Source organism: Micromonospora pisi, from assembly GCF_003633685.1.
Taxonomy (GTDB): Bacteria; Actinomycetota; Actinomycetes; order Mycobacteriales; family Micromonosporaceae; genus Micromonospora_G; species Micromonospora_G pisi.
The window spans coordinates 4171382-4194808 of sequence record NZ_RBKT01000001.1 but is presented as its reverse complement, the minus strand read 5'-3'; the positions used below and the strand labels follow the sequence as shown (position 1 = coordinate 4194808).

Annotated in this window: 15 protein-coding genes; 11 read left to right on the top strand and 4 right to left on the bottom strand. The window is 71.6% G+C overall.

What is annotated here, in order from left to right; all coding sequences use genetic code 11:
• Nucleotides 1-73: 73 nt before the first annotated feature.
• Nucleotides 74-1282 (bottom strand): MFS transporter, encoded by a 1209-nt coding sequence (locus BDK92_RS17755; protein WP_121157716.1) that lies wholly within the window; start codon nt 1280-1282, stop codon nt 74-76.
• A gap of 336 nt (nt 1283-1618) precedes the next feature.
• Between BDK92_RS17755 and BDK92_RS17750 the strand changes: the two genes are divergently transcribed.
• On the top strand, nt 1619-2521 hold the full coding sequence (locus tag BDK92_RS17750) for a sulfurtransferase (RefSeq protein WP_121157715.1): 903 nt from the start codon (nt 1619-1621) through the stop codon (nt 2519-2521).
• Nucleotides 2522-2554: 33 nt separating this feature from the next.
• On the opposite strand, the gene BDK92_RS17745 is transcribed toward BDK92_RS17750, so the two are convergent.
• Together BDK92_RS17745 and BDK92_RS17740 are read right to left on the bottom strand one after the other, a co-directional pair.
• The gene (locus BDK92_RS17745; protein ID WP_147457038.1) at nt 2555-3856 is read right to left on the bottom strand and encodes a hypothetical protein; all 1302 of its coding nucleotides are present in this window, start codon (nt 3854-3856) and stop codon (nt 2555-2557) included.
• A 91-nt stretch (nt 3857-3947) separates the two neighbouring features.
• Complete coding sequence (locus tag BDK92_RS17740; protein WP_211349263.1) at nt 3948-4454, bottom strand: hypothetical protein; 507 nt, start codon at nt 4452-4454, stop codon at nt 3948-3950.
• Nucleotides 4455-4583: 129 nt separating this feature from the next.
• Here BDK92_RS17740 and BDK92_RS17735 point away from each other — a divergent pair, with 129 nt between their 5' ends.
• A complete protein-coding gene (locus tag BDK92_RS17735; protein ID WP_121157712.1) occupies nt 4584-5579 on the top strand; it encodes a phosphotransferase family protein in 996 nt (331 codons plus the stop codon).
• Here the strand turns inward: BDK92_RS17735 and BDK92_RS17730 are convergent.
• Nucleotides 5469-6836, bottom strand: a complete 1368-nt coding sequence (locus BDK92_RS17730; RefSeq protein ID WP_121157711.1) for an MFS transporter — start codon at nt 6834-6836, stop codon at nt 5469-5471. The genes BDK92_RS17735 and BDK92_RS17730 overlap by 111 nt on opposite strands.
• A 151-nt stretch (nt 6837-6987) precedes the next feature.
• Between BDK92_RS17730 and BDK92_RS17725 the strand changes: the two genes are divergently transcribed.
• The 9 genes from BDK92_RS17725 (at nt 6988) to BDK92_RS17685 (ending at nt 23331) form a co-directional block, all read left to right on the top strand.
• Nucleotides 6988-8781 carry an HSP90 family protein gene (locus BDK92_RS17725; RefSeq protein ID WP_121157710.1) on the top strand — a complete coding sequence of 598 codons (1794 nt, stop codon included), beginning with the start codon at nt 6988-6990 and terminating at the stop codon, nt 8779-8781.
• A gap of 6 nt (nt 8782-8787) precedes the next feature.
• Entirely contained in the window at nt 8788-11745 is a 2958-nt protein-coding gene (locus tag BDK92_RS17720) for a hypothetical protein (RefSeq protein ID WP_121157709.1), read from the top strand.
• A gap of 109 nt (nt 11746-11854) precedes the next feature.
• Nucleotides 11855-12478: a TetR/AcrR family transcriptional regulator gene (locus BDK92_RS17715; RefSeq protein WP_211349261.1), complete on the top strand. Its 624-nt coding sequence runs from the start codon at nt 11855-11857 to the stop codon at nt 12476-12478.
• A gap of 152 nt (nt 12479-12630) precedes the next feature.
• Entirely contained in the window at nt 12631-13968 is a 1338-nt protein-coding gene (locus tag BDK92_RS17710) for an acetyl-CoA carboxylase biotin carboxylase subunit (protein WP_121157708.1), read from the top strand.
• Between the two features lie 169 nt (nt 13969-14137).
• Nucleotides 14138-15046: a hydroxymethylglutaryl-CoA lyase gene (locus BDK92_RS17705; protein ID WP_121157707.1), complete on the top strand. Its 909-nt coding sequence runs from the start codon at nt 14138-14140 to the stop codon at nt 15044-15046.
• Nucleotides 15047-15232: 186 nt separating this feature from the next.
• On the top strand, nt 15233-16765 hold the full coding sequence (locus BDK92_RS17700) for an acyl-CoA carboxylase subunit beta (protein ID WP_121157706.1): 1533 nt from the start codon (nt 15233-15235) through the stop codon (nt 16763-16765).
• A 129-nt stretch (nt 16766-16894) separates the two neighbouring features.
• Entirely contained in the window at nt 16895-18043 is a 1149-nt protein-coding gene (locus tag BDK92_RS17695) for an acyl-CoA dehydrogenase family protein (protein WP_121157705.1), read from the top strand.
• A gap of 181 nt (nt 18044-18224) precedes the next feature.
• The gene (locus tag BDK92_RS17690) at nt 18225-20492 is read left to right on the top strand and encodes an MMPL family transporter (protein ID WP_246017102.1); all 2268 of its coding nucleotides are present in this window, start codon (nt 18225-18227) and stop codon (nt 20490-20492) included.
• 109 nt (nt 20493-20601) lie between these two features.
• A complete protein-coding gene (locus BDK92_RS17685; protein ID WP_121157703.1) occupies nt 20602-23331 on the top strand; it encodes an ATP-binding protein in 2730 nt (909 codons plus the stop codon).
• The last annotated feature ends 96 nt before the right edge of the window (nt 23332-23427 follow it).

Sequence of the window (23427 nt, the reverse complement as noted above, 5' to 3'; positions counted from 1 at the left end):
GCACGATGTACGACCTCCGGGTTGTGGCCCGCCACCTTCCTCGGTGGCGGGCCACAACTGTCTTTCGGGCAGATCAGTTGTTCGCCGACGACTCCCGCAGCGGGCGCCAGGCGGCAACGGTGATCATGGCCATCGCGGTGGCGGCGAGCCAGAACGGCGTGGTGAGGCCCCAGGTCCTGGCGAGCACGCCGCCAAGTAGCGAGCCGAGGGCGGCTCCACCCAGGTCGAGCAGCGCGTACACGCTGCCGACCCGGCCCAGCAGGTGCCGGGGCACGACCCGTTGTCGCAGGGTCACCACGATGACGCCCCAGACCATGGTGTGGATCCCGAAGACGATCAGGATGCCGGCGGCGACCAGCGGCGTCCTGGTGATCGCCAGGGTCGCGTGGGTGACGACCTCGACGATCAGCCCGGTACGGAGCAGGGCGCTGGCGCCGAAGGTCGCCTGTAGGCGGGGAGCGAGCAGCGTGCCGAGCAGCCCGCCCACGGCGAAGGTGGTCAGCAGGAAGCCGTAGCCGATGTCCGACAGGCCCAGCCGCTGCCGGGCGTAGAGGACGAAGACCGCGAACGCGGCGCAGAACGCCACGTTGCCCAGCCCCATGCTGACCGCGAGGGTACGCAGCAGCCGGTGCCGCCAGAGCCAACGGAGACCCTCGCCGATCTCCGCACCCAGGCTGGTACGCGGTGCCGACGGAGGCGCCGGGACCGGCCGGATGGTTGCCACCAGGGCCGCCGCCACCGCGAAGGTGAGCGCGTTGACACCGAATGGCGCGGCGGCGGCGATCACGAACAGCCACGCCCCCAGTGGCTTGGCCACGAACTGGTTGGCGACGGTGAAGGTGGCCATCAACCGGGCGTTGGCGGTGGCCAGCCGCTCCGGTGCCACGATGGCGGGCAGGAACGCCCCCGACGCGGTGTCGGCCAGCGTCTCGCCGGTGCCGAGCAGGAAGAACACGGTGTAGATCAACGCCACCGTGACCGTGTCGGTGGCGACGGCCAGGGTAAGCGGGGTGAGTGCCACCGCCCGCAGCGCGTTGACGAGAACGACCAGACGACGTCGGTCGAGCCGGTCGACGTACGCGCCGCTGATCAAGGCGAAGATCAGCCAGGGCAGTTGCTGTACGAAGACTGCGCCGGCAACGAGAGCGGGGTCAGCGGTGATGGAGGCGACCAGCAGTGGGCCGGCCGCCATGGTGACTCCGTCACCGATGTTGGAGACCGCCGAGGCGGTCCAGAGTTTGGTGAAGTCCGCGCCGAGACGCGCGGAGACAAGGGCACGCAAAATGGCTCCTCGAAGAAGGGAAGACGGTCGTCGCGTGAGCGACCGCTTCGCGGCGAGGAGCACCGCACCGTGGGCGGGAACCCGACGGCGGACCGACTAACGCGCGGTGTGCTCTCGCGGCGAAGCGGTGACCGTGACCTTGTCGAGGCGCATGCCTATCCCTCCCGGTTGATGAATGCCGACCGCAGGGTAGCGAAGGACGTCGTCGGATGCCGGGCCATTTTTGTCGCCGGCTGGTACGCCATGACTCCTGGCTGTCACATCGCCTGCGAGGAGTGATCCAGCACCCATCGGTTCTTCACCTGATCACCGCCACGCTGGCGTACGTTGGGCCTCATGTCCGTACCAAGTGATCCCACGCCTGCCCTGCAGGCGTACGCCGACCCGCAGCGCCTGGTCACCACCGAGTGGCTGGCCGAGAACCTGGGCACCGACGGCCTCGTGGTGATCGAATCCGACGAGGATGTGCTGCTCTACGAGACCGGTCACATCCCCGGTGCGATCAAAGTCGACTGGCACCTGGAGCTGAACGACCAGGTCACCCGGGACTACCTCGACGCCACGGCATTCGCCGAGCTCTGTGCGGCCAAGGGCATCGGCCGGGACGACACGATCGTCTTCTACGGCGACAACTTCAACTGGTGGGCGGCGTACGCCCTCTGGGTCTTCTCGCTCTTCGGCCACAACGACGTCCGGCTGCTCAACGGTGGCCGGCAGAAGTGGGTCGAGGAGGGGCGGGAGCTCACCCGGGACAAGGTCGAGCGTCCCCGTGCCACGTACCCGGTGCCTCAGCGCGACGACAGCCAGATCCGCGCATACCGGGACCAGGTTGCGGCGCACATCGCGAGCGGCCGGCCGTTGGTCGACGTCCGCTCGCCGGGCGAGTACAGCGGGGCGCTGCTGCACATGCCCGACTACCCGCAGGAGGGGGCGATGCGCGGCGGGCACATCCCCGGTGCGCTGAACAAGCCGTGGAAGTCGGCCGCGAACGAGGACGGCACCTTCAAGCGTCCCGACGAGCTCCGGGCGATCTACGCCGACGGGCTGGGGCTCTCCACCGCGGACGACATCATCGCCTACTGCCGGATCGGCGAGCGCTCCAGCCACACCTGGTTCGTTCTGCACCACCTGCTCGGCTACCCGCAGGTGCGCAACTATGACGGCTCGTGGACCGAATGGGGCAACCTGGTCCGGGCTCCTGTCGTGCAGGGGGACCAGCCCGGCGGCCTGGCCGGCTGACCCATCGACCACCGGCAGGTCGTCGCGCGGCGCTCAGGCCCGCGCGGCGACCTGCCGCAACGTCTCCAACCCGGGTACGCCGATCCGCCAGCCCAGGGTGCCGGTGCTCAGGTCGAGGCAGACCAGCGCGTTCTCCTGGCCGATGAAGCAACGTTTCCGGTCGGCGCTGGTGGCGATGCCGCGTACGGCGGTCGGCATGGTCCGGCGTACCGGTTCGGCACCGGTCAACGGCACGCTGATCAGCTCGCGTCCGGCGCCGATCAGCAGCCCTCCGTCCGTACCGATGCTGGCGGCGGCGGAGCCGACCGGTCCGCTCGGCGGGGTGAACCGGACGGTCCGCCCCACGGTCAGCTCGTTCGAGCCGATGACCGCGACCGTGCCGCTGGTCGCGTCGACCACGTAGACCTGGGCCCCGCTGGGGTCGACCGCGATCGCGTGGGCGGCGGCCGGCCCCTCACCGAACGGCGACGGCAGGTCGACGCAGAACGCCCACCGGTCGGTCAGGTTCAGGGTGTGGACGAACGCGTGCACGTGTGGGGCGTCCGGCCGGGCCCCGGCGATCAGGTCCCGGGTGTGAACATGTTCCGGTTGGTGGGTGTAGAGGGTGAACAGTTGCCGGGTGAGGCTGTCGTACACCGCCTGCCGGCCCTCGCCCCGCATCTCCTCCTCGGCCCCCGGTGGCAGCGCCGACTTCAGTCGGGTGACCAGCGGTTGCATCTCACCGGTGGCGAGGTCCACGACCCGTACCCGGTAGCGGTCCGGGGCCTTCGGGGGCAGGTAGTCGAGGACGAAGAGCGCCTGACCGGTGGCGTCGAACGCCTCCGGCTCCAGGTTGCCGGGCAGCTCCACCCGGTTGCGCTGACCGGAGCTTCCGGCGACCACGATCGTGGTCCGCTCCCGTCCACCCGGCCGGTACGGGTTCGCCCCGGGCTCGCCGGGGGTGGCGAGCGCCACCAGCGAACCGTCCGGGCTGGTGGCGCGTGCGGCGAGCCGGTCGGCGAGCAGACCGCCGCTGACGGAGGTGCCGTCGGCGAGCCGGTGGTTGGTGACCCGGGTGCCGGTGCCCTCGCCCTCGGTGCGGACGAGTCGGGTGCCGTCGCCGCTGAGCACCGCCGCCGACGGGTTGACCACAGTCTGCCCGGTGGTCGCGTCGACCACCGCCAGTGCGCCCGCCGCCATCTCCACGACCAGGGCTTCCCCCGGAGCCGGCCCACCCCGTGCCGGCTGTTGGGCCGGGTTCCCCCGGCACCCGCCGCTGGTCGCGACCATTGCACCGCCCGCCGCACCGGCCGCGATTCCGCCGGCCAGCCGCAGCACCGTACGCCTTGTCGTCATGCCCGGTAGAGGCGTGACGGCCCGGTCGGGTTCCCATCGGCAGGGGGGTCTTTGAGGGCCGACTCAGTTCCTCGCGGCGCGCAAAGGGTCCTCAGGGATGCTGCGCCAGGTCGCGCGAGAGGTGGGACCGGCGGAGTCCGAAGGCGCGTAGTCGCCGCAGGTCAGCCCGGCGGTCGTAGCTGAGTTGGAGGTGGAAGTAGTTGACGTGTTCCAGCACCGCGAAGAGCGCGTATCCCAGGCCGAGCCAGGAGGCGAGCGCCGGGTCGTCGACGACGCCGTACGCTGCGATCGCCACACCGACTGCGAGCAGCGGGAGGTTCACGATCCGGAGCAGCCGGAAGATCCGGGCGCCGGGAAGTTCGCGCCCCCGGGTGTCGACCTGGCGGAGTTTCGCCAGCCAGTAGCCGGCACCCTCGAGCAGCAGCAGCGCGAAGAGTAGGTAACCCGCCACGTTGCCGAGCGTGACTGGTACACCGATCACGCCGATCCAGATGAGCGGGTGCAGTGGGATGTTGGCCAACTCGCCGGTGGCGAGCGACCGAAGCCGCCGTCGGACCGGCCTGCTCGCGGCGGCTGCGGAACGAGAAGTTGTTTGCACGCTCCGCATTCTGCATGCCAATGATCGTGCTGTGGGGGCAGCAACAAACCCCGCCTCCCCCGACCGGTCGGGGAGACGCGATCCGGTCACTCGTTCCTCTCCGTCGCGTTTCCCCCGGACCATGACCGGATGGGCGTGACACGCAGGTTCGTCGAGGCAGCCGATCTGACCGGACTGGTACGCGAGGCGTTCGGCACCGTACGCCGTCTAGACCAGGTGGTACGGCTGCGGGGCGGTTCCAAGAAGGGCGTTTACCGCCTCCTGTTCGACGACGACTCGACCGCGATCCTCTATGTCTGGAACGAGGCCGAGAACTACTGGCCAGAGGTGGCAGCCGACCTCGGCACGGGTGCGGTGGATCCATTCGCCGACGCCTCCGACCTGGGGCTCTTCGAGGCCGCCAGCGAACATCTCGGCGCGATCGGGGTCCGTACGCCCCGGGTCTATCTGACCGACCGGAGCAGGCGCCACCACCCGGCGGATCTCGCCCTGGTCGAGGAGGTACACGGCGGAACGCTGGAGGCGCTGCTTCGGCGTGACCCGGAGGCGGCGCGACCGGCGCTGACCGAACTCGCCGCCGCGCTGACCGCGATGGGTGGGCGGCACAGTGCCCGCCTCGGCAAGCTCACGCTGGTCGACCGGGCCCGGCAGGGCGACCCGACGAGCGAGCAGATCGTGCTGGAACGGGCGTTGCGCGACCTCGAATCGGCCGCGACGCGGGTCCAGCGGTTGGCGAACGTACGCGAGCGGCTGGCCGACACGCTGCGCGGGTGGTCCGCCGTCGTGCCGCCCCGAACCGGGTACGGGCTGATCCACGGCGAGCTCGGCCCGGACCACGTGCTCCTCGACGACCGGGGACGTCCGGTGCTGATCGACATCGAAGGGCTCATGTACTTCGACCAGGAGTGGGAGCACGCCTTCCTCGAACTGCGCTTCGGTGAGCACTACCACTGGCTGCGCGGGTCCGATCTGGACGAAGATCGGTTGCGGTTCTACCGGCTGGCGATGCACCTCTCACTCGTCGCCGGGCCGCTGCGCCTGCTCGACGGCGACTTTCCCGACCGGGAACTGATGGCGGGCATCGCGGAGCACAACACCGGCAGGATCCTCAGGCTGCTGGGTTGACCGGGCGTTGCCGCCGAGCACCCGCCAGGCGGCGCTGGTGACGACGGCGAAGACGACTGCGGCCGCGTACCCGACCGGCGGCAGCCCGTACATGTTCGCGGTGAGGCCGGCGAGTGCGGCGCCGACGGGGGCGGCGACCAGGCCCACGACCCGCTGGGCGCTGCCGACCCGGCCGAGCAGTTCGGCCGGTACGTTCCGCTGCCCGTACGCGGACCAGAGCGCGTTCCAGGTCGTCGAACCGGCGGAGAAGACGGCGAGGGCGATCCCGCCCGGCACCGGGTGCCGGGACACCGCGAGCGTCACCAGCGCCAGGGTCTGTGCGACCAGCACCCAGCGCAACCCGGTACGGGTGCCGAGCCGGGTCGCGAGCCGGCCCGCGCCGAGCCCGCCGGCCAGTCCGCCGAGCATCGCCGATGCCATGAGGGCGCCGTAGCCGGCCTCGGTGACCCCGAGCACCTCCAGCGCGTAGAGCACCAGGACCGCGATCAGCCCGCTGATCGCGAGGTTGCTGGCGGCGGTGAGCAGGGTGATCCGGAGCAGGACCCGGTCCCGCCGGATCCAGCGCAGCCCGTCGCCGGCCGCCTGCCAGACCGACGGTCGATGGTGGACGGTCACGGGGGTCACGTGTCTGGCCGGGCGGGCCGACGGCAGGGTCAGGGCGAGCAGGGCGGCGACCGCGAACGTGGCGGCGTCGACCGCGAACGGCAACGCGGCGCTCGTCGCGAAGAGCAGGCCCGCGACCGGGGCGCCGACGAACCCGCCGGCCACCGCCGTACCGGCGGCGAGTCGGCCGTTCGCCGCCGGTAGCAGTCCGGCGGGCACCACCGCCGGTAGGACGGCGAACGCGGCGGCGTCGAAGAGGGCGCCGAGGGCGGCCAGCAGGAACGCGGCGGCGGCGAGCGCGCCGATGCCGACGTGCCCGGTCAGCACCAGGAGCGCCAGCACGGCGACCACCGCGCACCGCGCCCCGTCCACCGTGGCCATGGTCCGGCGCCGGTCCCAGCGGTCGGCGTAGACCCCGGCGAGCAGCCCGAGCAGCAGCGGTGGCAGTTGCCCGGCGACGACCACGCCCGCGACCAGGCGCGGATCGCGGGTGAGCGACGCGGCGAGCAGCGCCAGCGCCGGGGTACGGACGGCGTCGCCGAACCGTGAGGTCACCGCCGCCGACCAGAGCCGCCGGTACGCGGCGCCGAACGGTTGCCGTACGCCCGGATCGTCGCGGACACCGTCCGTCGTGATGGTCTCGGGTCCGGTCATGGCGCTCCCTCCGCTGGCCGGGTGTCGACCGCTGGTGAGACCCTGTGGGCTCGACCAGGTCGAGGGTCAATTCCGGCCTGATCAGGGCGGCGGAGTGTCGGTGATCACCGGTACGGTGGGTCGCCTGCACCGGACTGGGGAGTAACAGAGCGTGGACCGCACCTTCCAGGTAGACCTTCGCGGCATCGTCGACCTGCTCAGCCATCACCTGTACGCCAGCCCTCGGGTCTATCTGCGGGAACTGTTGCAGAATGCGGCGGACGCGATCACGGCCCGCCGGGTGGCGGAACCGACCGCCCCGGCGGTGACCTGGATCGAGCCACCGGCACTGACCAGCGACGGCACCCTGCGGATCCATGACACCGGGATCGGCCTCACCGAGGCCCAGGTGCACGAGTTGCTCGCCACCATCGGCCGCAGCTCCAAAAGGGACGAGTTGGGCTTCGCCCGGCACGAGTTCCTCGGACAGTTCGGCATCGGCCTGCTCTCCTGCTTTCTGGTCGCTGACGAGATCCGGGTCGTCACCCGGCACGCCGACCAGCCGACGGTGCTCTGGACCGGGCACACCGACGGTCGCTACCGGGTCGAACTGGCCGGACCGGACGCCGGGCGGGACGAGCCGGGCACCACGGTCACCCTGGTCCCGCGCCCCGGCGCGGAGCAGTGGTTCACCGTGCCGACGGTGACCGAGCTCGCCCGGCACTTCGGCTCGCTGCTGCCGATCACCGTGCGGGTCGGCGAGGTGGAGACCACCGGCGGACCGCCGCCGTGGTCGGCCGCCGCTGGCACCTCACCGGCCGCCCGCCGCGAGGGCCTGATCCGGTACGCCCGGGAGACCCTCGGCTTCACCCCGTTCGACGTGATCCCGCTGTCGGTGCCGGAGGCGGGCCTGACCGGTGCCGCCTTCGTGTTGCCGAACCCGGCGAACCCGGCTGCCCGGGTCGGGCACCGGGTCTACCTGAAGCGGATGCTGCTCACCGAGGGCGCGGAGGGGCTGCTGCCGGAGTGGGCGTTCTTCGCCCGCTGCGTGGTCGACGCCGGTGAGCTGCGTCCCACCGCGAGCCGGGAGGCGCTGTACGAGGACAGCCTGCTGGAGAGCACCAGGGAAGCCCTCGGCGACCAACTGCGCGGCTGGCTGGTCCAGCTCGCCGACGCCGACCCGCACCGGCTCGGGGAGTTCCTCCAGATCCACCACCTCGGGGTGAAGGCGCTCGCCCTGCACGACGACGAGATGCTCCGGTTGGTCGAGCAGTGGTGGCCGATGGAGACGAACGCCGGCAGGATGACGCTGGCCGAGTTCCGCCAGCGGCACGGCGTCATCCGGTACGCGGCCACCACGGACGAGTTCCGGCAGCTCGCGGCGGTGGCTGCGGCACAGGACCTGGCTGTGGTGAACGGCGGCTACACGTACGACACCGAAATCATCGAGCGGTTGCCGGGGCTGGACCGGACGGCGCTGATCGAACGGCTGGAGCCGACCGACCTGACCACCCGGTTCGACACCCTCGACCCGGGTGTGGAGTTGGCGTTGCGTCCGTTCCTGCTCGCCGCCCAGCGGGCCCTGGACCGGCTCGGTTGCGAGGTGGCGCTGCGCGCGTACGACCCGGTGTCGTTGCCCGCGCTCTATCTGGTCAGCCGGACCGCCGCGTGGCACGACGAGCTGGAGTCGACCCGGCAGCGGGCGGACGACCTGTGGGCGGGGGTGCTGGACGCGATCGCGTCGTCCGGCCCACCCGAGCGTCCGCAGTTGGTGCTCAACCACCGCAATCCACTGGTCCGTCGGATCACCACCCTCGGTGACCCGGAGCTGGTCGGGCTCGCCGTCGAGGCGCTGTACGGGCAGGCGTTGCTGCTCGGGTACCACCCGATCCGCCCGGCCGACGCCGCTCTGCTCAACAACTCGTTCCTCGGCCTGCTCGGCCGAGCTGTACCCGGACCGGAGTGACCCGCCATGACCAGCGGAAACGATGAACTGAGGGCGGCGTACCAGCGGGTGGCCCAGATGCCGTTCGGCGCCGGACAGATCGCCGCCGTCGAACAGCTCGTCCGGCAGGTCGACGCCGGCGGCGACCAGGAGTTGGCGTTCGCGGTACGGATGCTCGGCACCAACGCCTACACCTACGGCGGCGAGCCGGCGAAGTCCTTCGTCACCTTCTCCTGGTGCCTGGCGGACTACGACCGCAACCCGCAGCCGTACCACCAGCAGTTTGTCCACACCCTGCTCTGGCACTTCAAGCACATGGTCAACGCGCTGCTCGACTTTCCCGAGGTGCCGTTGGAGCGGACGTACGCGGTGCTCGACGACATGGAGCGCCGCTACCGCGAGGGCGGGCACAGTCTCCAGGCGGTCTACAAGTACCGGCACCTGGTCGCCCGGCACCGGGGCATCGAGGAGGAGAGCGAGGAGTGGTACCGGAAATGGACCACCGCCCCGCGCGACGAACTCTCCGACTGTGCCGGTTGTGACCCGTCCGGCCGGGTCCGGCACCTGGTCGCGACCGGGCAGGTCGAGGCTGCGGTGGTGCTCGCCGAACCCGTACTCGCCGGGCAGTTGACCTGTAACGAGCAGCCGCAGGGGATCCTGACCAGCCTGCTCGTCCCGTACCTGCGCGCCGGCCGGCGGGAGCAGGCGCGGGACGCGCACCGGCAGGCGTACCGGCGGCTGCGGGGCAACCTGGCAGATCTCGGCAGCATCGGCGAGCACGTCGAGTTCTGCGCGTTGACCGGGAACGACTCCCGGGGCCTGGAGATCGTCGAGCGGCACCTGGACTGGTTGGACCGGGCCCCGTCCCCGGCCGCCGCGATGTCGTTCGCCGCCGCGGCGGCGCTGGTGCTGCGCCGGCTGGACCGGGGCGGGCACGGCCGGCTGACCGTGCACCGGCGGGGACACGGCGACCGGGAGGCGGCCGACCTGCCGGTCGGTGTGCTCGCCGACGAACTGGCGCGGCTCGCCACCGGGATCGCGGACCGGTTCGACGAGCGCAACGGCACCGCCTCCCAGTCGACCTGGATCGCGGCGCGGCTGGTGGCCGAGCCGATTGGGGAGCATCTGCCGTTGTCGGCCACCGCCCGCCGCCGCAGCGAGCCGGCGCGGTCCACCACGGACCCGGCAGCGGTCGGACCGGCAGCGGTCGGACCGGCAGCGGTCGGACCGGAGGGCGGGGCCCGATCCGGTACGTCCTCGCCGGTGGTCGCCCCGGCCGCGCCGCCGGTGCCGATCCCGGACGACATTCCCGCCACGGCGACCGTAGCCGAGCTGCTCGACCTCGCCGACCAGCACTGGAACACCGAACGGTACGAACACCTGCAGGTGGTGCTGGCCGTGTTCGAACAGCGTTTCGGTGCCACCGACCTGGCTGTGCGGGACGAGGCGCGCTGGGTCGAGTTCCAGGCCGTGCGGCAGGTGCTGGCGCAGGACCGGACCGCGGCGATCGCGCTCGTACGGCGCGCTGTCCAGCTCTACCGGGACGCCCCCGATCCGGGCCGGGAGTGGGTGGTCACCGGACGGCTCGGGGTGCTGCTCTGTCAGACCGACCAGGAGGCCGAGGGCCTGCCGCTGGTCGAGGCGGCGGTGGCGTACCTGGCCGAGCAGGGCAGCCGTGCCGAGGCGGCGGCGATGCACGACCGGTCCGCGATGGCGCTCGCCGGGCTGCAACGCTGGGCCGAGGCGCTCGACGCGGTCGACCGGGCCGCCGAGGCGGCGGCGGAGGCCGACGACCCGTACCTCTCCGCCCGGATCGTCCTGCGTCGGGCGATCTGTCTCCAGGCGCTGGAGCGGTACCCGGAGGCGCGGGAAGCGGCGAACCGGGCGCGGGAGGACTACCGGGCGCTCGGCATGGCCGAACGACTCGCCGCCGCCTGCATCTGCCACGCCCAGACCCTGGACGACCCGGCCGAGGTACGTGACGCGCTGGACGAGGCGTTGACGGTCGCGACCGGAGAAGGGGCCCTGCACGCCCGGATCGGGCGCGCCCGGGCGTCGGTGGCGTTGCGGCGACCGGACGACGCGGTCGAGGACTTCGTCGAGGCGGTCGCGCTCTGCGCCGAGCAGGGCGTCGTCGAGGGCTCCGCGTTCCTCCGGTTCGAGCTGGCGAACGCGTACCGGCTGGCCGGGCGGATGCTCGACGCGGCGGAGGTCGCCGAGGAGGCGGTCCTCGAACTGGACCGGCTCGGACACCAGGGCGACGCGGACCGCTGCCGACACCTGCTCGCCGACGTCTACCGCGAACTGGGCGAAGGGCAGCTCGCGCTGAGCCTGCTGGACCAGCTCGCCGAGAACCTGGACGGACCGGACAACCTCGCTTCTCGGGCGCAGGTACTGGAGGAGGCGGGAGAGCTGCTGTACGCCCAGGACCGGGACGGCCTGGCGGCGCAGCGGTTCGGTTCGGCGGCGGTCGCGTACGGGCTCATCGGCCTTGCCCTCGACGAGTCGCGGGCCCGTCGGCGGGAGGCGGACGCCCGGCACTGGGCGGGCGAGCCGGAAGCGGCACTGGCGGCAGTCGACCGGGCCGAGGCGGCGCTGGCCACGCTGCCGGCGGAGGCGGTTGAGGAGCCGGCGACGATCTGGGAGTCGTCGATGGTCGCCGACTGCGCCGCCCGTGCCCTGGTCGCCAGCGAGCGGCCGGAGGAGGCGCTGCGCCGGATCGAGGACGTGCCGCGTCGGTTGCGGTCGATCGAGGCGTTCGGTGAGGCGTTGCAGGTCGAACTCCTGGCCGGGGAGGTGCTGCTGCGGTTGGACCGGCTGGTCGAGGCGGAGCGGATGCTGCGTACGACGCTCGCCGGGCTGCCCACCGGTTCCGGTGTCGTACGCCGGGCGGCCTGGCTGCTCGCCGAGGCGCTCGGCCGGCTGGGGCGGACCGGGGAGGCGGAGGAGTTGCGCCGCGAGCACGACCTGGAAACCGAAGGGTGAGCCAGTACGCCGCTACCGAGCGTGAGACGAGTTGCCCACCACGTGGGACGGAATCCGCCCCACGAATCTGGCGACGAGCGGCCGTTTGACAACTGACTAGGCTGGCGAGGTGACGCTGGAACAGCAGGTGACAGGGGCGACGTCGGGTGCTACCCCGGCGAGTCCGCGGCGCCGGTCGCGCCGTGACGAAATCTTGGAGATCGCGGTCGGGCTATTTGCGGCCCGTGGCTATCACGGCGTGTCCATGGATGACATCGGGGCAGCCGCCGGCGTCACCGGGCCTGCTCTCTACCACCACTTCGCGGGCAAGGAGGCGATGCTCGCCGCCGCCCTGATTCCGGTCAGCCAGGGTCTGCTCGACGGGGGCCGGCAACGGGTGGCCGAGCACACCGGGCAACCGCAGGCGATCCTGGAGTCGCTGATCGACTTCCACGTCGACTTCGCCCTGGCCAATCCGGCCGTGATCGCGCTCCACCTGCACGAGTTGGACCGGTTGCCGGACGAGCCGCGCCGGCAGATCCGCCGGTTGCAGCGGCTCTACGTCGAGGAGTGGGTCGCCGTACTCACCGTGCTGCACCCCCGCCTCGCCGCGGGTGAGGCACGGGTGCTGGCACACGCCGCCTTCGGCCTGATGAACTCCACCCCGTTCCTCGGCGGCGAGGTCGAGCGGCGACGCCGGGCCGCGCTGCTGCGGGCGGCGACGCTCGCCGCGCTGCTCGGGCCGGTTTCGTAGCATCGGAGCCGGTCGAGGCGGGTCCGCCGGGCAGCGGCGCCGGGTCTGGCGAGGCGACCCGGATTCGTGATCTGACGGTGGTCGTGGTGTCCTAAGGCGTGTCTCGATCCACGAGACGCGCCCTGGCACGTCAGGACCCCGAGGAGAAGGACATGATCGAGTCGCTGCTGGTCGCGAACCGTGGTGAGATCGCCCGCCGGATCATCCGCACCGCTCGACGGCTCGGCGTACGGACGGTGGCGGTCTACTCCGAGGCGGACGCCGACCTGCCGTTCGTCAAGGAAGCCGACGAGGCGGTCTGCGTCGGCCCGGCGAACCCGGCGCAGAGCTACCGCAACGCCGAGGCGATCCTCGCCGCGGCGAAGTCGACCGGAGCGGTGGCGATCCACCCCGGGTACGGCTTCCTGTCGGAGAACGCCGACTTCGCCCGTACGGTCGAGGCCAACGGCCTGATCTGGGTCGGACCTGGCCCGGACGCGATCACCGCGATGGGCGACAAGATCAACGCGCGGAACCTGATGGCCGCCGCCGGGGTTCCGGTGGCGCCCGGTACCACCGACCCGGCCGCCGACGTCGACGCGGCGCTGGCCGCGGCGGAGTCGATCGGCTTCCCGGTGATGGTCAAGGCCGCCGCCGGTGGTGGCGGTATGGGCATGGCGGTCGCCACCGACACCGACTCGCTCCGCGCCGAGTACGACAAGGTGCGCGCGTTCGCCGAGCGGATGTTCGGCGACGGCTCGGTGCTGATCGAGCGTTACTTCCCCCGGGTACGCCACGTCGAGGTGCAGATCCTCGGCCTGGCCGACGGCCGGGTGGTGGCCCTGGGTGAGCGGGAGTGTTCGGTTCAGCGGCGCAACCAGAAGCTGGTCGAGGAGTCGCCGTCCCCGGCGGTCTCGGCCGAGCTGCGCGAGCGCTTCCTGGCGGCGGCGGTACGGGCCGGCGAGGCGGTCGGTTACCGCAACGCGGGCACGGTCGAGTGCCTGCTGGATCCGACCACCGGAGAGTTCTTCTTCCTGGAGATGAACACCCGGCTCCAGGTGGAGCACCCGGTGACCGAGCTGGTCTACGGGGTGGATCTGGTCGAGGAGCAGTTGCGGGTGGCGTCCGGGCTGGCGCCGAACTTCGACCCGGACGCGCTCGCCCCGCGCGGGCACGCGATCGAGCTGCGGATCAACGCGGAGGACCCGAAGCGGTTCCTGCCGGGGCCGGGTGCGGTCAAGACCTGGGTGGAGCCGAGCGGTGAGGGGGTCCGGGTCGACTCGGGTTACGCCGCCGGTACGACGGTCACGCCTTTCTACGACTCGCTGATGGCGAAGCTGGTGGTGTACGGCGCGGACCGGGCCGAGGCCATCTCGCGGGCGCGTTCGGCGGTGGCGGGCTTCGAGATCGTGGGGCCGAAGTGCAACCTGCCGTTCTTCGCCGAGTTGCTGGAGAACGCCGAGTTCATCTCCGGCGACTACGACACAGGAATCGTCTCCCGCATGCGCTAACCCCTCCCTCCCCGCCCGCCCTCCCCGCCCCCGCCCTCCGCCGCGATCTAGGTCATATGGTCACGCGTTGATCTCCATGTACGCGGATTCGCCCTAGATCGCGCCTGGGGGGCGGGGCGGGGGCGGGGGAGAATGGGGGCGGATTAGTGACGTCACAGTGAGGTGGCCGATGAGTCAACTGCCAGGTGCCGTGTCGATCCGCGAGGTCGGACCGCGCGACGGGTTGCAGAACGAGGACCCGATCCCGACCGAGGCGAAGGTGCGGCTGCTCGACGCGCTTTCCGCGACCGGCGTACGGCGGATCGAGGCGGTGTCGTTCGTCCACCCGAGGGCCATTCCGCAGATGGCCGACGCGGACCAGGTCTGGTCGGCGGCGACCCGGGCACCGGGGGTGCGTTACTCGGCGCTGGTGCCGAACTCGCGCGGGGCGCAGCGGGCGCTCGCCGCCGGGTTCACCGAGATCGAGGTGGTGGTCTCGGCCAGCGACACGCACAACCGGCGCAACGTGAACCGGTCCACGGACGAGTCGTTGGACGACATCGCGGAGCTGATCGAGCTACTGCACGGGGCCGGTGCGACGGCCGAGGTGATCGTGGCGACCAGCTTCGGTTGCCCGTACGAGGGGGACGTCGACCCGGTACGCGTGGCCGGGATCGTGAACCGGGTCGTCGCTGACGGTGCAGATCGAGTAGCGTTCGGTGACACCACTGGAATGGGTACGCCCCGCCGCGTCCGTGAGCTCGTAACAGCGGTCCGGACCCGCCAGCCGGAGATTCCGGTGTTACTGCATTTCCACAACACGCGCGGCACCGCGTTGGCGAACCTGTTGACGGCGTTGGAGCTGGGGATCACCGAGTTCGACGCGAGCATCGGTGGTCTCGGCGGCTGCCCGTACGCGCCGGGGGCGAGCGGGAACGTGGCCACCGAGGAGGTGGTGCACATGCTGCACGACATGGGCATCGACACCGGGATCGACCTGGACGCGTTGGTCGAGGTGGCGGAGTTGGCCGAGAAGCTGGTCGGGCGGCAGTTGCCGTCGGGGGTGTTGCGCGCGGGTCCGCGTACCCGGTTGGCCTGACCGGTGCCGGTGCCGGTGCCGGTGCCCTGGCCCGACGCCGCTGGCGGATGGGCGGGTTGATCAGGTGTTCGTGGTCGCGGCGGCCCGACTCGATGCGCTAGCCTAACGATCGTTCAGCGGATTCGGGTACCGGTCGAGAGGCCGGGCCTCGGACCGCATGGCCGGTTGGCGCGGTGAGGAGTCGGCGTGACGCTCGACAGTGAGGCACTGGAGCAGCTACGCAAGCGGGTCCGGGCCGGCGGTGCGGAGAAGTACCACGCCGCCAACGCGGCCAAGGGCAAGCTCTTCGCCCGGGAACGGGTCGCGCTCCTGGTCGACGAGGGCTCCTTCGTAGAGGACGGGACGTACGCGAACGCGCTCGCCGACGGGTTGCCCGCCGACGGGGTGGTCACCGGTCAGGCGACCATCGACGGTCGGCCGGTCTGCCTGATGGCGAACGACTCGACGGTCAAGGCCGGCAGTTGGGGTGCGCGTACGGTCGAGAAGATCATTCGGATCATCGAGCGGGCGTACGCGGCCGGAATGCCGATGGTCTACCTGGTCGACTCGGCCGGGGCCAGGATCACCGACCAGGTGGACCTCTTCCCCGGGCGGCGCGGTGCCGGCAAGATCTTCTGGAATCAGGTGCGCGCCTCCGGTTCGATCCCGCAGGTCTGCGCGCTCTTCGGGCCGAGTGCGGCCGGCGGGGCGTACATCCCGGCCTTCTGTGATGTGGTCGCGATGGTCGAGGGCAACGCCAGCATGTACCTCGGCTCGGACCGCATGGTTGAGATGGTGACCGGCGAGAAGACCACACTGGAGGAGATGGGCGGGGCCCGGGTGCACTGCGCCGAGTCCGGCGTGGGGCACTTCCTCTGCAAGACGGAGGCGGACGCGCTCAAGGTGGTGCGCGACTACCTGTCCTACCTGCCGGCGAACTGGACGCAGGCGCCGCCGGCCGTAGCGGCGGTGGACGCACCGGCCACGGTGGACCTGGCCGCGCTGGTGCCGGCGAGCGAGCGGCAGGCGTTCGACATGCGGCGGTACGTCAAGGGGCTGCTCGACGCCGACTCGTTCCTGGAGATCCAGGCGCTCTGGGCCAAGGAGCTGACCATCGGCTTCGGTCGGCTGAACGGCGAGGTGGTCGGCGTCGTCGCGAACAACTCGATGTTCAAGGGCGGGGTGCTCTTCGTCGACTCGGCGGACAAGGCGACCCGGTTCGTCCAGCTCTGCGACGCGTTCAACGTGCCGCTGCTCTTCCTGTCCGACGTCCCCGGTTTCATGGTCGGCACCGCGGTCGAGAAGCAGGGCATCATCCGGCACGGCGCGAAGATGATCACGGCGATCTCCGAGGCGACCGTACCCAAGATCTGTGTGGTGGTGCGCAAGGCGTACGGCGCCGGCCTCTACGCGATGGCCGGCCCCGGCTTCGAGCCGGACGCGACGATCGCGCTGCCCACCGCGAAGATCGCGGTGATGGGCGCCGAGGCGGCGGTGAACGCGGTCTACGCGAACAAGATCGCCGCGATCGTCGACGCCGACGAGCGGGCCGCCTTCGTCGCCGCGAAACGGGCCGAGTACGAGCGCGACATCGACATTGTCCGGCTCGCCAGCGAACTGGTCATCGACGCGATCGTTGAGCCGCATGAGCTACGGACCGAACTGGTCCGTCGGTACGCGGCGGCGAAGGGCAAGGAACGGCACTTCTCCCGACGCAGGCACGGCGTCACCCCGGTCTGAACCACCGCTCAGCCCGGTCTGATCCATACCACTCAGCCCGGTCGAACGGCACAGTCGCGCCGGTCGGCAGCCATAAGCAAAGCCGACGGCATCCGTCATCCACGCAGTACCGCCTACGAGGAGGAACCGATGGACTTCCGGCTCACCGAGGAGCAGGAGGCGCTCCGCCAGACCGTCCGGGAGTTCGCCCGGGAGGTGATCGCGCCGGTCATTGGCGAGCACTACGAACGGCACACCTTCCCGTACGAGGTGATCCGGGAGATGGGCAAGATGGGGCTGTTCGGGCTCCCCTTCCCGGAGGAGCGGGGCGGCATGGGTGGCGACTACTTCGCGCTCTGCCTCACCCTGGAGGAGTTGGCCCGGGTCGACTCCAGTGTGGCGATCACCCTGGAGGCGGCGATCTCGCTCGGCGCGATGCCGATCTTCCGGTTCGGTACCGAGGCGCAGAAGGCGGAGTGGCTGCCGAAGCTGCTCACCGGTGAGGCGCTGGCCGGGTTCGGTCTGACCGAGCCGGGCACCGGATCGGACGCTGGCGGCACCCAGACCCGAGCGGTACTGGACGGCGACGAGTGGGTGATCAACGGGTCGAAGGCGTTCATCACGAACTCGGGGACCGACATCACCGCGCTGGTGACGGTGACCGCGGTGACGGGGACGAAGGAGGACGGTTCGAAGGAGCTCTCCACCATCATCGTCCCGTCCGGGACGCCCGGTTTCACGGTGGCCCCCGGTTACTCCAAGGTGGGCTGGTGCGCCTCGGACACCCATGAGCTGACCTTCGACGACTGCCGGGTGCCGGCGGCGAACCTGCTCGGTGCGCGTGGTCGCGGCTTCGCCCAGTTCCTCCAGATCCTCGACGAGGGTCGGATCGCGATCGCCGCGCTGGCGGTGGGGCTGGCCCAGGGCTGTGTCGACGAGTCCATCCGGTACGCCAAGGAGCGGCACGCGTTCGGCCAGCCGATCGCGAAGAACCAGGCGATCCAGTTCAAGATCGCCGACATGGAGCTGCGCGCGCACATGGCCCGACTGGCGTACTACGACGCCGCCGCGCGGATGCTGGCCGGCGAGGACTTCAAGCGCCAGGCCGCGATCGCCAAGCTGTACGCCAGCGAGAGCGCGGTGGACAACGCTCGCGAGGCGACCCAGATCCACGGCGGCTACGGCTTCATGAACGAGTTCCCGGTGGCCCGGTTCTGGCGTGACTCGAAGATCCTGGAGATCGGTGAGGGGACCTCCGAGGTGCAGCGCATGATCATTGCCCGCGACCTCGGCCTGTGATTCCGCCCTGCCGCTGACAGCGCTCCGATTCGCGCATCCCGACCGGGTGACCGGGCAGGATGCGCGAATCGGACGTTCGGACTGACCGGTTGCGGGCTGGCGCGGTGATCCGGCGGGTGCTTGCATCGACGGGACACATGCGCAAAGCGGCTGTACGGCCGCCGCCTGGGAGGTCTCGGTCATGCTCGCTGCACTCGGGCGCTCGATGTGGCGCGGGCGCTGGCCCGTGCTGGGCGCGTGGCTCATCCTCGTGATCGCCGGCGCCACCCTCGGCGGATCGGTCTTCGACCGGCTGTCCAGTACCGACAACCTGCGACCCGAGGTCGAGTCGCAGCGCGCCCAGGCCCGGATCGACCAGTTGCTGCCCGAGGGGCCGCTGGTGGTGGCGGTGGTCCGGGACCGGGACCCGTACGACCCGCCGCTGGTGGAGAGCGTCACGAAGATCTCCGCGGAGCTCCGTGCCCTGCCCGGGGTCGCCGACGTCGAAGATCTCTACAACACGCCGGGGGGCCGGATCGGCGCGGACAACCGCAGCACGATGGTCCGGGTGGAGTTGGTCGACGGGCAGCCGGACGCCGAGCGGGAGCGGGTCGAGGACCGGGTGGCCGAGCTTCTGCACCGGATCGACGCGCCGCAGGTGCTGGTCGGTGGCGAGCAGCTGGCCGAGCGCGCCTTCGCCGAACAGGCGATCCGGGACGCGGCGGTGGGTGAGTCGATCGCGCTGGTCGTACTCCTGGCCGCGCTGGTGGTGATCGTCGGTGGCGTGCTGGCCGGTGCGATCCCGCTGCTGGCGGCGCTCGCGGCAGTGGCGGTGACCCTGCTCGGGCTGCTCGGACTCGCCTCGGTGACCGAGGTCGGCGAGTTCACCGTCAACGTGGTCACCCTGCTCGGCATCGGTCTGACCGTGGACTACGCGCTGCTGCTGCTGTTCCGGTTCCGGGAGGAGCGGGCCGTCGACCCGTCCGCCGAGCCGGCGGACCTGCTCGCCCGTACCCTGGCCACCGCCGGTCGCGCGGTGCTGATCTCGGGGCTGGCGGTGGCGTCGGCGATGACCGGACTGTATGTCTTCGCGGAGCCGCTGCTCGCGTCGATGGCGCTGGGCGGGGCGTTGGTCGTGGTGGTCGCCACGCTGGCCGGGCTCACGGCCGTACCGGCGCTGATCGCGGTGGCCCATCGGCGGATTCCGACCCTCGGCGAGCGGAACCGGATCACCCGCGTGGTGGGCGCCGTCGGCGGTCTGGTCCGCCGTGGTCGTTCCACGTCGCATCCGGGTACGCCGAGCGCCGGCCGTACGCCTGCGGAGCCGGTCGCCGGTGGGCTGCTCGCCCGACTGGCCGCGTACGCCCAGTCCCGGCCCGGACCGGTGGCGGCGACCGTCTCCGCCGCGCTGCTCCTGCTCGCTCTCCCGTTTCTGCTCGATGCCAACCTGGCCAACTCCGACGCGCGGTCGTTGCCGGCCGGCATGGAGGCACGGCAGGTGCACGACGTGCTGTTGCGTGATTTCGAGGCGGGGCGGGCGCAACCGGTGGTTGTGGTGGCCAGCGCCGACCCGGCCACGGCCGAGGTACGTGACCTGATGAACGAACTGAACCGGCTGCCGAACGTGATCCAGATGCAGCCGCGCCCGGACGTGCCGGGCAACGCGCTGGTGATCGACGTGACGCCGGAGGGGGTGACCGGCGGGCCCGAGTCACGCGAACTGGTCCGGGCGGTACGCGATCTCGACTCGACGATTCCGCTGCTGGTCGGTGGCGCCGCCGCCGAACTGGTCGACTACCAGGAGTCGGTGGCGCGGCGGTTGCCGCTGGCGGTACTGGTGCTGCTGCTGGTCACGATGGTGCTGTTGTTCGGGCTCACCGGGTCGGTGGTCATCCCGGTCAAGGCGCTGCTGATGAACGCGTTGACCCTGCTCGCCACGCTCGGCGTCCTGGTGGTGGTCTTCCAGTGGGGGTGGGGCGCCACCCTGCTCGGGGTGGAATCGTGGGGTGCGATCGACCTGACCACCCCGATCCTGCTCTTTGTCTTCGTGTACGGGCTCTCGATGGACTACGAGGTCTTCCTGCTCGCCCGGATCCGGGAGGAGTGGGGGCGGTTCCCGGCACAGCGGACGGCGGCGGGTCGGGCGAGTGCCGGTCGGCGCGCGGTGCTGACGGGGATCAGCCGTACCGGGCCGGTGGTGACCGCCGCCGCGGTCTGCATCGTGATCGTCTTCCTCGGGTTCCTGCTCGGCGACCTGACGGCGGTCAAGGAGATCGGGTTCGGGCTCGCGGTCGCGGTGATCCTGGACGTGACCCTGGTACGCGGACTGCTGCTGCCGGCGATGATGAGCCTGCTCGGCGAGTGGAACTGGTGGGCGCCGGGACCGCTGCGCCGGCTGCACGAGCGGTGGTCGGTGCGGCCGGCCGAGGTGGCGCCGGCCGAGGCTGACCTGTTCCTGACTCGAAACTGACAGTGTCACGACATCTGTGGCGGTAACTGTCGGGTATCCGGTGCATTCCCCGTCGGCACCCTGACGGATGGCTGCCCACCGACCGGTGCTGTGCGTACTCTTCCAGCCCATGGCTCCGGATCATGGGTCTGAGCGGGGCTCGGCCCCGTTCCCCGACCTGCTGCGCGCCCGGCGCCGGGCGGTCGGTTTGACCCAGGCCGACCTTGCCGTGCGCGCGTGCGTCGGGGTGCGTACGGTCCGGGACCTGGAGCGCGGCCACGCACAGCGTCCACAAAGGACGACCGTCGAGCTGCTCGCCACCGCGCTGGGACTGGTCGGCGCCGAGCGCGCCGAGTTCATCGCCTCGGCCCGGGGCCAGGGAGCGGCTGCTCCGGAGTCCGGGCCGGGTACGGCTGTCGTACCGGCGGCGGGGCCACGGGCGGTGGTCTCCGGTATGCCACCGGGATCCTCGAACGGCCGGGCAGCGACCGGACTCGGCCTGCCGGCGCCGGGGGCACTGGTCGGCCGGGACGTCGAGGTGCCGGAACTGGCCGCACTTCTCACCGGCGGCACCGGGGCGGCGCCGGCGGTGGTGAGCCTGGTGGGACTCGCCGGGGTGGGCAAGACGGCGCTGGCTCTCGCTGTCGCCGACCGGGTCACCGAGGAACATCCGGGCGGGGTGGCCGGCATCGTGGTCACCGACCTCTCCACCGAGGGCGACGTGCTCTCGGCGGTGGCCACCGTGTTCGGGGTGGGACGGGCCCAGGATCTCACCGCCCGGCTGGCCGGTGCGCCGTCGCTGTTACTGGTCGACGCGGTGGAGCGGGCGCCGAGCGCGGTCGCTGAGGCACTGCACCGGCTGACCGCCGGGTCACCGACGTTGCGGGTGCTGGCCACCGGTCGTCACCCGGTGGGGCTCTCCGACGAACGGGTCTGGCCGGTCGCGCCCCTGGAGGTGCCACCTCCGGACGCTCCGGCCGAACTGGCCGAGATCGAGCACTACCCGGCTGTGGAGCTGTTCCTGGCCCGGCTGCGCCAGGTCCGCCGTGAGCCGCCGCAGCCGGAGGAGACGGGGGCGCTGTTGACCCTGGTCCGCCGCCTCGGCGGCCTGCCGCTCGCGCTCGAACTCGCGGCGGCGCGCGGCGGCATCCTGGACCTGAACGGGATCCTGGAGCGGTACGGGGACCGGGTGCTCGACCTCGCCCGACCGGCTGCGGTGCACGAGGCGGTCGCGGTGACGCTGCGGGACGCGGTGGCGGCCTCGTACCGGTTGCTCGACCCGGACGACCGGGCCGCCCTGCGCCGGCTCTCCGCCTTTCGGAACCGTTGGTCGGTCGAGCTGGCCGAGGCGATGCTGACCGGCGAGTGCGACAGGTCCGGGCGGCAGTTGCCCGGCGACCCGGTGCCGTTGCTCGACCGGCTGCTCGCGCTCGGCCTGCTCAGCTCCCGTGGGCGCGGCCCGTTCCGGTTCCGCCTGGTGGACGTGGTGCGTGACTTCGCCGCCGAGGCGGCAGCGGCCGAGGGCGAGCAGACGGGGATCCGGCGGCGGCACGCCCAGGTCTTCGCCGGCCTGGCCGCCCGTGCCGTGCCCGAGCTGAGCGGGCCGAACCTCGCGGTGGCGGTACGGCGCCTGGACGAGATCTCCAGTGACCTCTGGGCGGCACTGGCCCATGCGGCCACCGACGATCCGCACACCGCATTGCGTCTGGCCGCGAGTCTGGCCCGCTGGTGGCGGTTTCGCGGACGGGACGTCGCCGGGCGGCAGTGGCTGCGCCGGCTGCTGGACGATCCTCGTACCCTGCAGGCCGACCCGGCGGTGCGGGCCTGGGCTCGGGTCGGAGTGGCACAGCTCGCCGCCGCGCACGGTGCCGGCCCGCAGGAACTCGCTGCCGCGCGGGCGGCGCTGGACTGGTTCCAGGACAACCGCGACGTCGGTGGTGAACTAGCCGCGCTCGGAGTGCTCTGTGGGTTGTGGACGGCGGCCGGCGGGTACGGCGAGGCGCGGCGGCTGGGCGAGATGATGCTGATCCTGGCCGGTCGTCACCGACGGGCGCGGGACATGGCGGTGGCCCAGCACTACCTGACCTGGCACGAGATCCGGGGGGCGAACCTGCCGGCCGCCCGTCGACGGCTGGCCGCGATGGATCTGCTCGGTGCGGAGTGTGGGGACGATCGGTTGCGGGCGTTGGCGCGGGCGAACCTCGCCGAGGTGGCCCGGCTCGACGGCCGGTACGCCGACGCGGTGAACCAGGGACGGCGGGTGCTCGCCGCGTTGACCGAGTTCGGCGATCCCGCGCACCGCCGGCAGGTGCTCGGTACGGTCGGACTGGCTCTGGCACAGGAGGGCAGGCTGGTCGAGGCGGCGGCGGTGCTGGCGGAGTTGCGGGCCAGCGCGGTCGCGGCGGTCGCGGTGGCCGCTCCGCCGGAAGCCCGACCGGATGGCGACCTGCTGGACCTGGGGCGGCCCCTGGCCGGTGGACGTGGCGGCGGCAGTGACGACGGGACCTGTGCGCTGATCGAGGCGATCCTGGCGGTGCAGCGGTCCGACCGGGAGTGGGCGGTCGAGTGGTACGCGGCGGCGGCGAGTGCGTACGCCGGGGGCCGTGACCTGCGTGGTGCGGCGGAGGCGCTGGTGGGGTTGATCGCCACCACCGACGACCCGGTCCTGCGGAAGATGTCGCTGGCCCGGGTGGACCGGGTCTGCCGGGAGGGGGCGGTCACGCTGTTGCCCCGGGAGCGGGTGACGCTCGCCTCGGTGGAGGAGGCTCCGGTGTGGCGCGAGCGGGACTGCCCCCCGACAGCCCCTCACGTACTCCCGCTCGCGCCACTCCCCCCGGAGCCCCCGTTCGATGGACACTAGTACGACTGGCTGAGGTGTTTGTCCAGAAATAGGGGGTAAACACCTCAGTACGCGAATGACTTCTGCCGGTTTTTCTGCCGGTCGCGCGATCCGGCG